General features: G+C 53.4%; 5 protein-coding genes. 3 read left to right on the top strand and 2 right to left on the bottom strand.

Annotated features, from left to right (window positions below; all coding sequences use genetic code 11):
* The first annotated feature begins 333 nt into the window (after positions 1-333).
* The 3 genes from P8N76_12270 to P8N76_12260 all read left to right on the top strand — a co-directional run bounded on the left by P8N76_12270 (position 334) and on the right by P8N76_12260 (position 10,341).
* A complete protein-coding gene (locus tag P8N76_12270) occupies positions 334-2,088 on the top strand; it encodes a CRTAC1 family protein (protein ID MDG2382436.1) in 1,755 nt (584 codons plus the stop codon).
* Positions 2,089-2,142: 54 nt separating this feature from the next.
* Positions 2,143-3,606, top strand: a complete 1,464-nt coding sequence (locus P8N76_12265; GenBank protein ID MDG2382435.1) for a tetratricopeptide repeat protein — start codon at positions 2,143-2,145, stop codon at positions 3,604-3,606.
* Positions 3,607-3,834: 228 nt separating this feature from the next.
* The gene (locus tag P8N76_12260) at positions 3,835-10,341 is read left to right on the top strand and encodes a lamin tail domain-containing protein (protein MDG2382434.1); all 6,507 of its coding nucleotides are present in this window, start codon (positions 3,835-3,837) and stop codon (positions 10,339-10,341) included.
* Positions 10,342-10,405: 64 nt separating this feature from the next.
* Here P8N76_12260 and P8N76_12255 read toward each other — a convergent pair whose 3' ends face one another.
* A complete protein-coding gene (locus P8N76_12255; GenBank protein ID MDG2382433.1) occupies positions 10,406-11,182 on the bottom strand; it encodes an SDR family NAD(P)-dependent oxidoreductase in 777 nt (258 codons plus the stop codon).
* Between the two features lie 42 nt (positions 11,183-11,224).
* The gene (locus tag P8N76_12250; GenBank protein MDG2382432.1) at positions 11,225-11,953 is read right to left on the bottom strand and encodes an RraA family protein; all 729 of its coding nucleotides are present in this window, start codon (positions 11,951-11,953) and stop codon (positions 11,225-11,227) included.
* Between the last annotated feature and the right edge of the window lie 206 nt (positions 11,954-12,159).

Genomic DNA, 12,159 nt, shown 5'->3' with positions numbered 1-12,159 from the left:
AGCCAAATTCCCTCGACGGCTGATCCAGACTGTCGCTGAAACCGCGAGAACTGGCATTTCGCGGTCGATTTGGAGCTAAAAAGCCGCGGTTCAGCTCCTCTTTTCCCGCGGCGTCCACCCCGCCAAATGACACGAATGAGCTATGATAAGGATGAGGCGGATTTTGCTCCCTTTCTGAACTCAAAATTGCCTCACGCTGCACATTCCACGAATCATTCAAATTCGGCGCCCCGTCGAGCAGAATGAGAACGAGACGCAACCGAAACGTCTGTTCGCGTGTCCCACAATCACCCAACAGGCGAACCCATTTTTCAGATCAGGAGTCGACAGGTTTTGACCAACGCAATGTTTCCGCACCGAGCTCCTTCCTTTCTGGTGGCAGGCTTATCGCTTCTGACAATCGCCTGCTGGGGTTGCAGTCACAAGGCATCGATCGATTCGACATCCAGTGAGCCGACCAAGCCAACCGCTCCCCTTTTTGAAGAAGCAACCGACACGCTCGGGGTCACTTTCGTCCACGACCCAGCAGATCACGAACAAACCTATTTCATGCCCAAATGCGTAGGTTCCGGAGCGGCCTTCCTCGACTATGACGGGGACGGCTTGTTGGATCTCTATCTCCTGCAAAACAATGGCTCTGAGACAGGCAAGACCAACCGACTATATCGTCAAACCCCAACAGGCTTCCTCGATGTGACGGAAGGATCAGGACTTGGGATCGCTGCTTACGGCATGGGCGTCGCCTGCGGTGACGTGAACAACGACGGCAAAACAGATGTACTGTTGAACAATTATGGCCAAGCTCATTTGCTACTTAACCGGACCGAAGGCACCGAACCCCACTTTGTAGATATCACCGACTCCTGTGGTTTGGAGAATCGCATGTGGGGAACTTCGACATGCTTTTTCGACTACAACCGTGATGGCCTTCTCGACATGCTGCTGGTGAATTACGTCAACTATGATCCATCTCGAAAGTGTCGCGACGGGGGAGGCCGACCCGACTACTGCGGGCCAGACGCGTTTAAGGGCCGCGTCACCCGACTGTTTGAACACCAGGGAATCGACAACGACGGAAATGTGAAATTTGTTGATGTCACCATTCCGTCCGGACTGGGCGAACATGCCGGACCAGGGCTCGGCGTATTCTGTGCGGACTTCAACGCCGACCGTTGGCCTGACATCTTCATCGCAAACGATGGCCAAGCCAACCATCTATGGATCAATCAAAAAGACGGCACATTTCGGGAGGAAGCGGTCACGCGCGGAGTTGGTTACAACAGCATGGGAAAAACCGAGGCAGATATGGGCGTCGCAATTGGCGATGTGGACAACGACGGTCTCTTTGACATCTTCGTGACCCACCTCACCTCGGAAACACACACGCTATGGAGCCAAGGACCTCCTGGAGTCTTTGTTGACAAGACGGCCACATCCGGATTGGCCGCTGCCGCCTGGCGAGGAACTGGCTTTGGGACGGCGATGGCAGACTTAGAGAACGACGGCGATTTAGATTTAATAATTGCCAATGGACGGGTCGATCGAATCAGCGGCTCCGAAATGCCAACCACCGAGGAGCTACCTGATTTTTGGCGCGATTACGCGGAGCGTGATCAGGTGATGATCAACGAGGGCAACGGAGAATTCGTCGATCGCTCAGCTGACACCCCCGCCCTGAGCGGTTTAGGCAGCGTCTCTCGCGGCCTTGCCTGTGCAGACTTCGATAACGATGGTGATATGGATTTACTTGTAACACGCATCGCTGATCGCCCAAGCCTGTTACGCAACGTCGCGAAGCAAGCCGGACATTGGCTCGGTATCCGGGCGATTGACCCTCAACTTAACCGTGACGCATACGGCGCTGAAGTTTACGTAAACGCCGGCGATCAGCGTTGGATGCGATGGATTAATCCAGGTTACAGCTACTTATCCAGCAACGATCCCCGAGCTCATTTCGGACTCGGAGAAAAGGTCACCATTGATTCGATCGAAGTGATCTGGCCGGATGGATCCAAGGAGACGTTTCCCGGCCCCGCAGTTGACCAATATGTGACGGTTCGCCGTGGCGACGGACAAAGCGTTGAGTAGCCACCTAATCCGCTTATTGGCTCCCGATGACCGTCGGCCCTTCACTGAAAGAACATGACAAAGCGAAAAAAAACAAAGCGACAGGACGGCCAAGACGAACGGGTACGGCACGCTCGCACTGCCAAGCGCCCCTGGGGCCGATGGATAATGGTTCTCCTGGTATTTACGGCCACCTTGCTACTGATTGGCGGCTTTAGCCAAAGCTGGAAATTCATCCGTCGACATCGTGTCAACCTGGCAGCAGTACCGACCATTGAAAGTGAAGGGGTAGATTCCGCAGTTCTCCAAGCCATCGATCAGGCCCGTCAACAGGTCAAGGTCAGTCCACGCCTCCCAGCCACCTGGGGCGAACTCGGCATGATCCTGCACGCGCATAAATTCCATCAGCCCGCCAGCATTTGCTACGAACAAGCAGCCAAACTCGCCCCGACGGATTTTCGCTGGCCCTATTACCGGGCCAAGACGGTTGCACAACTTGACCCCCAGCAGGCTGACACTCATTTAAAAACGGCGGTGGCTTTGTGTGACGACACGCCCCCGGAACCGCGACTCATGCGGATTGAGATACTGCTGGAACTTTCACAACTAGATGAGGCAGAAAGGGAGCTCAAAACTTTCCTTGATCGTAATGACAACAATCCACGGGCGAGGATGGCGGAAGCCCGACTGCTATTTATGCGAGGCAAATACAAAACGAGTTTAGCGCGTTTGCAAGCACTAGATCAGCATCTCACAAACCGTGGGGAGTTTCGCGGCAAAAGACAGTCACTACACTTGCTGATGGCGGAAGCACTACGACGTCTGGGGCAGATCGAAACAGCGGAACGGATGCGAGAAAAAGCAATGACTCAATCGGATCTTCGCTGGTCGGATCCTTTACTGGAGGACGTGAACAACCGCCAGACAGGGCTCAAAGCCGACCTTGTGGATGCGGATTTGCTATTTGGCAAAGGGGAGCTCCAAGCCTCGATTAATTTATTGCAATCAACGGTCAAGAAATATCCAGATTCGCCCTGGGGGAAAATTCTGCTCGCCAGAGCCTTGATCCGAACCGGCGCTCCAGATAGCCCCCTTGCTCGCAGTGCGAAACAACAAAGACTTCTCGAAGCGGAAGAACAACTGACTCTCGCCCTTGCTCAAGACCCCAACGCCGTCGAGGCAAAATTTCGGCTCGCCATCATCAAAACCTATCAAGGAGACGCTCAGGCGGCAACCGATTTATATCGCCAGGCGATTCAACTCAAACCCGATTTCACCATGGCCCATTACAACCTGGCCAGTTGCTTGAATCGCCAGAATGACCCACGGGGCGCGATCGTCGCCCTTCGCGCTTCGGTTGAATCTCGGCCAGATTTTGCAGATGGCCATTACATGTTGGGGCGTTTGTTGATCAACGACAAAAAACTGCCGGAAGCGGTGAGACATCTTGAGATCGCAGCGCAACTCAACCCAAAAGATCCGAATCTTACCAAGCTCTACCTAGAAACACGTCAATTAAGCGAAATGCTTAACGACTAAACGGCGTCTATTCTTTGGAACCAAGCCAGAATACTTGCGTCGAATTGTGGCTTAAATTAGGATCGCATTAGGGGCTCTCCCCCCGAAATCACGCCGCAGGCGAATTCGCTGCTTATTTCTTTACATGAAAACTTTAGGGCGATTTCTTCGGCGTGGCAGACAATCGGGGCCTCTCGTACCGTAGCCCAACCGGGGCTACAAGCTGTCGCAAATAACAAGGCACATCTAATGAAGCAACCTCATTCGAATCTAACCAAGCGTGATCTTTTGTTCCCAAGCGGCTCAAGGCGCGAGCGAATCCGGGCCCGTCGGAAATCATCGCCCTCACTTGAGTCATTGGAACCTCGAGTCGTATTGGCCGCCAACTTATTAATTTCCGAGATCATGGCTTCCAATGAGACAGTGCTTCAAGACCAAGACAAAGATCCATCAGACTGGCTTGAAATCAGCAACCCCACCGGACAGACCCTTGAACTCGATGGGTGGCATCTGACCGATGAGAAAGACAACCCGAAGAAATGGCAATTCCCCGACATTGAACTCGAAGCGGGTGACACCATTGTCGTTTTTGCTTCGGGCAAAGATCGCGACAGCGCAGACTCGGAATTACACACCAACTTCAAGCTAAGTCGGGGAGGCGAATACTTGGCTTTGGTCGCGGACGACGGATTCACAATTGTCGATGAATTTGATCCATTCCCAGAACAATACGATGACATCTCTTACGGCCCAGAACAAACATCCATGTCGGAGATCTTGCTCGATCCGACTCAGGCATCTCGTTTGCTACTCCCGAACTCCGCAGCTACAGATGTCTCCGCTGCCGAATGGACGGCTACTAGCTTCGACGATTCAGGCTGGCAATCGACATCGGCCGCGATTGGCTATGACCAGTCCCCCGATGACGGTGACTTCACGACGCTGATTTCAGCGGATGGCGATATTGAATCCATGCGTGGGCAAACAGCATCGGCTTACCTTCGTTCGGCATTCACCATCCCAGCAAATGCCCCCAGCTACAACACGCTCCAACTCAACATGAACTATGACGATGGTTTTGTTGCCTATCTAAACGGAACGGAAGTCGCCAGTCGTGCGGCGCCTGATAGTTTGACATGGGATGCAACAGCAACCGCCGAGCACGGCGGTACAACCGCATCCGTCGAGTACGACAACTTTCAGGACGGAGATGATCGCGATGACTTCACGTTGGTGGGTGATGCCAGCTGGGTTGACGGTCGGCTCCAACTCACCGATAGCGAATTAAACCAGACAGGTGCAGCTTGGCTGACGGAACCGTTGGAGCTTGGTTCAAACTATTCTTTTACCGCTTCCATGAAGATCAACGCCCACAGTCCAGCCGGTGGCTTTGATCCAGATGGTCTTGGGGGCGACGGCATGACCTTCGTGCTCCAATCAGGTGGCAACAATCGCCTGGGCGGCAGCGGCGGCCAATTGGGCTTGGATGGATCAGGAATGACGTTCGTGGCAATTGAGTTCGACACCTACAATACCGGATCCTTTGATCCTGATGACAGCCTCCCATCGCACATCGGAATCAACACCAGTCGCGACGGTAACCTAGCGCGTATCCCTGTTACACGTTTCAATGGCGAACCATTCATCGCAGGCAGTCCGGGCCCGGGTGTGGATACTCGGTATGTTTGGGTCGACTATGACGGTCCCAACCAGGTGATGCATGTCTATTTCTCTGATCTCGACCAACGGCCGGACTCGCCAACGCTATCAGCCAACGTCGACCTGTCTGAACTATTTGGTGGTGTGACGAAGCTGTGGACCGGATTCACGGCTGCGACGGGAGCAGCCGGCAACACACACGATGTGCTGGACTTGAAGCTATTCGCCGGCGCTGGGGAGTTGGGTCTAGAAACAACTTCAATCAACATTTCTTCGAGTGCGAATCTATTGACCACCGGCGAAAATGTACTTGCGATCCACGGCCTCAATCTAGCGGCAGATGACGAAGACTTTCTCATCCGCCCTCAATTAACGGCAACCTCCAACACATTTGGTGATCGCAAGTATTTCGGTCGACCTACGCCCGGAGAAATCAATGGCGCTGGTGAGGAAATACCGCCAACCGGAGAGGTCTTTTTCTCAAATGAAACCAAGACCTTTGTTTCGTCTTTCTCACTTTCGTTGACATCCAGCGGGAAGGAGATTCGTTACACCACAAACGGTGCCATCCCCAATGACCGATCAACGCTTTACACCGGCCCAATTCGAATCTCATCTTCGACTCGAATTCGTGCGAGAGCATTCACACCCGACAAGAGCCCCGGTCCGGTTCGGAGTGAAAGTTTTGTAAAAATAGATTCGAGTTTAAACTCCTTCGAAGATGGTCAACCTTTCACGTCGAATTTGCCCATCATGGTGTTTGAATCTTTTGGGGGCAATATCGAGAGCCAAGATCGACTACTGCAACCGGTGGCAGGCATCTTTATCGACCCGGGCGAAGACGGCGCTGCCAGCATCCTGGATGAACCCGACTTCGGTGGTCGCGGTGGCATGAGAATTCGCGGCCAATCGTCACAGGGCTTCTCCAAAAAACAATACGCCCTCGAGTTATGGGACGAACTTAATTCCGACACTCGACCGATCAGCGCGTCTCGAGCCGATGACAAAGCTGCTTCGTTCTTCGGGCTGCCAGCCGAATCTGACTGGGTGCTGAATGGCCCTTATTCGGACAAGACACAACTCAACAACTACATGACATTCTTGTGGAGCAACAACGCAGGGCTCTATGCGCCGCGAGCTCGCTTGGTCGAAGTCTTTGTCAATCAAGGCGGCGGCAGCGTGAGTTACCGAGGTGACTATCGTGGCACCTACGTTTTGCTTGAAAAAATCAAGATCGACGATAACCGGGTAGATATCGCTGAGATCACTCCTCAGGATCGCAGTGCTCCGGAGATCACCGGCGGATATATCTGGAAGAAAGACAAACCGGGGGCGGGTGACCAACCTTTCACCACCAGTCGTAACCAGGAACTGCGTATGGTCGATCCGGATGACAGCCAGATCACCACAACGCAAAAAAACTGGCTCCGAAGCCACATCAACGAATTTGAAGCAGCCTTGTATGGCCCCAACTTTACTAACCCCGACGTCGGCTACGCAAAATATATCGACGTCGACTCATGGGCGGAGACATGGCTACTGGTTGAGATGACGAAGAACATTGACGGCTTCCGCCTCAGTACTTACTACCACAAGGATCGAGGTGGCAAGATCGAGCAGGGGCCGGCGTGGGATTTCAATCTTTCGCTTGGGAATGGTAATTACTTGCAGGGCGCTTATCCCGAAGGCTGGTACCACACCGGCATCAGCAGTTCCCAGTACCCCTACTGGGACCGCCTATTTGAAGATCCCAATTTCGAACAACGCGTGATCGATCGTTGGCAGGAATTGCGCGCCTCGGTCTGGAGCACCGAATCTTTGCTGAACGACATCGACACGGCAGTGAATGCCCTGTCCAATGGCAATCCACGTTTGGATCGTCCGCTTTCCAGCCAACCTTCTAATCCAATCTCCCGCAATTTCGACAAGTGGAACAACGTTGCTTCCTACCAATGGCCAAATTGCTTTTTCGGACAAGGTAGTTGCCCGAGCTCACCACTACCGGGAGGTGGACGCCCTAATGAATATGGCGACTACATCTACATCATGAAGGATTTTGTAGAGCGTCGCACTGAATGGATCGATGAACAGTTCCCAGCTGGCCCCACCATGACGCCCGCGGGTGGCGCCGTAACAGCCCCCGCATCCGTCTCACTCGGAGTCCCCAACGGACAAACGGCTTATTACACCACCGACGGTTCTGATCCTCGGCAACCGGTGGTCGTCGGAGACGAATTGAAACTATTCTCAGGTGGCAGTTCGGCAGACATCCTGGTGCCCAGTAACAACAATCTCATCAACGAATGTGACTCATTGTCACTGGACACCCCAACCGATTGTTTCATGCACCCCAATTACGTACTCGGTACGAACGGCGAGAGCTGGACTCGTGGTCGATTGGGGGTAGGTTACGACGAAAACACGACCTACGACCCGTATATTCGCACCGATGTTGAAAGCGAGATGAACAACGCCAATACGTCCGTGTACGTTCGAATTCCCTTCGATGCCACCGCGGAGCAGGCGGACGCCAATAGCCTGCGGCTGCGCATGCGTTACGATGACGGATTTGTCGCATACCTTTGGCACACCGCACTTGACACGCCGGTTGAAATTGCTCGTGCCAACGCACCTGGTAACGCAAGCCAACTCCCGATCGATGACCTGCCTTACAACGCAAGAGCCACAGGCACACACGGTGACAACACCGCGGTAACCTTCCTTGACTTTGATGTCAGCCGATCCGCAAAATATGTTCAAGAAGGCAAGAACTACCTGATCATTCAAGGTCTCAATGCAAATCCAAGTAGCAGTGACTTTTTGATTGACGCTGAGCTTGTCGCAACCTCCACGGACCTGGAACTGCCCGAGAACGTTTACCAATATGACCGCCCGATCACGATCTCGGAAAACACAGAAATCAATGCTCGATTGTTCGTCGATGGTCAGAACACATGGACCAGTTTGGCCACTGAGATTTTCGTCACCGAAACACCTCAGATCGTCATGACCGAAGTTAATTATCACCCCCACGATCCAACGGCAGCTGAATTAGCCCAACTGCCTGCAGCGACCGACGACGACTTCGAATTCATCGAATTACGAAATCTTAGCGACGCGACAGTCAATTTAGTCGGCAGTTACTTCAATGCCGGAATTGATTTTGTCTTTCCAAACATCGACTTAACAGCTGGCGAACACGCTGTGCTCGTACGCAACGAAACTGCATTCCGCCTGCGGTACGGTGACAGTCCGCGCGTGTTGGGCGAATTTACGGATGGAAATCTGAACAACGGAGGTGAACAGATTGAGTTAAAGGACGCGGCAGACCGCCTGATCGTGGCACTCGATTATCAGGACGGAGCACTCTGGCCTCAGAGTGCCGATGGGCTCGGCGCCAGCTTACAACTGGCCGACGAAAGCTCAACCCCCACCGATCAACTCAACAAGCACTATCGTTGGCGCGGCAGCGTTGAACGGGGCGGATCCCCTGGACAGGCTGGCGCCGCTGAAATCGGGATCGTCGTCAATGAAATCCTTGCTCATACGGATCCTCCGCTGACGGCATCCGATTCCATCGAACTTTACAACGCCAGCGCCGAATCAATTGACATGGGTGGCTGGTACCTGAGTGACTCAGGAAGTGAATTATCCAAATATCAGATCCCCGCAGGAACAATCCTGCCTCCGAACAACTATCTCGTTTTCGATGAGGCGGATTTCAATCCCACTCCACTCACTCCGGCGCCAAATCATTTTTCCTTGAGCGGTGCAAACGGAGACGATGTCTGGCTGACAACGTTAGTCAATGGACAGGTAAGCCAATTCGTCGACGAGGTACATTTCTGGGCGACACCCAACGGCGAGTCCTTGGGACGCACACCTAACGGGTCCGGACGGTTGGGCAGAATGCAGCAAGTCACGATGGGCCAAACCAACTCCACACCCCGCGTGGGCCCTGTACTGATTAGCGAAGTGCAGTATCAACCAGATACCCCGAATCTGGCCGCCATCGTTATCGATCCAACTCTGACTGCTGACGATCTCGAGTTTATTGAAATCAGTAACACGACTGGCACCCCGCTTGAGCTAACCAATTGGCGAATTCGAGGCGGAATTGATTTCGACTTTACGCCCCAGACAACCGTTGCTGCAAATGGCTCGATCGTGTTAGTCGCTTGGGATTCAGCAGCCCCTGATAATGCAACCCGATTAGCCGCATTTCGTGCCCATTATTCACTCGACGAATCCGTGGCGGTCATCGGCGGTTACCGTGGAAAGCTGAGTAATCTGGGAGAACGCATCGCGATCCAACGGCCGGACAGCCCGCCCGCCGACGCCCCCAACACAATTCCGCGTATGCTGGAAGACGAAGTCATTTACGACAATCTGCAACCGTGGCCCAACACGGCCGGCAACGGCCTCACGCTCCAGAGATCCGTGAGCGGCGGGTATGGCAATGATGCTGCCGCTTGGGTTGGTGCCGCCCCTACTCCTGGCCAGTACCAAGGCGACGTTGAAATCCGAGGCGATTTCAATGCGGATGGGGTCGTCAACAATGATGACATCACCTTGTTGTGCAACGAGATCCAGCAAGCCAATCCGGATGTACGGTTCGACCTCACAGGAGACGAGAACGTTGATTTACAGGACCATCGCGAACTGATCCAAGGCGTTCTTCAAACGACTGAAGGGGATGCCAATCTGGACCGACTTTTCAATTCCTCCGATCTCGTGCTTGTCTTCCAAGCTGGCCTATACGAAGACGAAAAAGAAAACAACGCAACCTGGGCAACCGGCGATTGGAACTGTGACGGTGATTTCGATAGCGGAGACTTGGTCGCCGCATTTCAATCGGGAAGCTATAACGCCCCAGCTGCCACAGGCAGTTCATGGATTACTCCCGCCTCAACTGACCTCATTTTGCAAGCCAATAACGAGCCCGTGTCGAAAGTCGAATTGGACCCAAGATCTTTGTTGGAATTCAACGAAACACAACTGGATCTACCGCTGCTCGACCAAGAAAGCCTTTTCCAAGACCACGACAAACTGTTTGAACTTGCCGCCGACGAGTCATGGTCAGAACTCGAAATCTAGCCTTACAAAAAACAGTCCCCCGCGTCTCAGTGGGCCAAGAAACGGGCTAGATCAACGGGCTAGATCAACGGGCTGTCCAACCGCCATCAACCATGAGCATGCTGCCAGTGACATAACTGGACGCATCGCTGGCCAGGAAGATTGCGGCCCCTTGAATCTCTTCCATTTCCCCCCAACGTTCGAGTGCAACAGCACCAACAATAAATTCCTTCGTCTGTTTTTCCTCAGCGATCGGTAGATTCATCGGCGTCAAAAAAGGTCCGGGACAAATCGCGTTACAAAGGATGTTAAAGGGTGCGAGCTCTAACGCTAAAGCGCGCGTCATCTGAACTACCGCCCCCTTACTCGTTGCATAAGGGGTTCGATTCTGTAATCCCACAACCCCCAACGTGCTGCCCAGATTGATGATGCGTCCGGCTCCAGCAGCCTTCATCGCAGGCACCACCGCGCGACTACAGAGCCAAATACCATCCACGTTAATTCGCTGGACTTCGCGAAACTGCTCGTAAGTCAACTGATCGATCGCACCGCGAATATTGACCCCGGCATTGTTAACAAGAACGTCAATCCGCCCCCACTTTTTCGTGGCCGCTTCTACCATCTGTTCGACATCGTCGGCGACACTCACGTCGGCAGCTAGTCCGAGAGCTTGCACCCCGTGCTCCGAGGCGATACTTGCTGCAACCGCTTGGGCCTCTTCCGCATTGCGACTGACCAACAAGAGATTGGCACCCGCCGAGGCAAGCCCGTCGGCCATCGACTGCCCCAGCCCTTTGGATCCTCCCGTGACAATAGCAACCTTACCCGTCAGATCGAACTGCTTAATGCCAGGCAACGACATCTCGTTTCCTTTCTTTCTGCATGGAACTCAAGTCGGGGGTCGTTAGTTGCTTCGACTCACCTGTTCTCGCAACCGTTTCATCGCCGCCGCCATTTCCTTGCTGCGACTCGCAAATTCTGAGATCGTCTTCTCGCCATCGGACTGCACATAATCAATTACAATCTTCTCGGCTTCGATGAACTCTTCAGCAATATCGGCCACCTCGTTGGCGATATCCACGGGTAGATTTGTGATACCGTTGGCATCCCCATGCAACAAGTCACCCGTTCTGACCGTCAATCCTCCAACTCGCACTGGCAAACCCACGTGTAAAATGTGACAGTCGGCATGCGAACTGATCGTCGACCCGGTAAAAACGGGAAAGTCGATTGCTCGCACCTGTTCCAAATCACGCCCTCCGCCACTCGTAATCAAGCCGGTCGAACCAAATGCTCGATAGGTCGAACACATGACTTCACCAAAAGTGGCACCCACCGCCGGATCGTCAAGGTCTTGAAATACCACCACGGCGGGCCCGGGTAATTCACCGAACGTTTCCAATTGGTTTTGCAGGCTCCCGTAAGCATCGCCCGTTCCCGGCGGCTCATCCGACCGAAACGACGCGGTCGACGCAAAACCGATCATGGGCGGTAAATCAGGAAATGCACAGGTAATCCGATGATCCATAAATCCTTGGTTTCGCGGTCGAACATCAAATAGCTCAATTACATTACAAATGGTCGGAGTGTCAAACTTGCGAAGTTTATTGAATAACGCTGAAATATCATCCATTGCCGCAATCTCTCATATAGGATTGACCGTCGTTACACCCGTTGTTCCGACAACCTAACAGGCGCTCGATCGGCCGACAAGCGGGCTCAGAGATGCCGTGGATCGAGCCAATCTGTTAGGATAGCAGGGTGGGCTGATGAACAATATTCCTGCTATTTAGGACCAAGACATTGCGGCTCGTCACGCGAATTACGGGGATACTGATC

The organism is Pirellulaceae bacterium (genome assembly GCA_029243025.1).
In the GTDB taxonomy this organism is placed as follows: Bacteria; Planctomycetota; Planctomycetia; order Pirellulales; family Pirellulaceae.
Note: the sequence above shows the minus strand (reverse complement) of the source record. Positions and strands in the feature narration are given on the sequence as shown.

Excerpts from the sequence above, each read along its gene's own strand:
- P8N76_12265 (MDG2382435.1), top strand. The coding sequence starts at position 2,143 with ATGACAAAGCGAAAAAAAACAAAGCGACAGGACGGCCAAGACGAACGG.
- P8N76_12260 (MDG2382434.1), top strand. The coding sequence starts at position 3,835 with ATGAAGCAACCTCATTCGAATCTAACCAAGCGTGATCTTTTGTTCCCA.
- P8N76_12255 (MDG2382433.1), bottom strand. The coding sequence starts at position 11,182 with ATGTCGTTGCCTGGCATTAAGCAGTTCGATCTGACGGGTAAGGTTGCT.
- P8N76_12250 (MDG2382432.1), bottom strand. The coding sequence starts at position 11,953 with ATGGATGATATTTCAGCGTTATTCAATAAACTTCGCAAGTTTGACACT.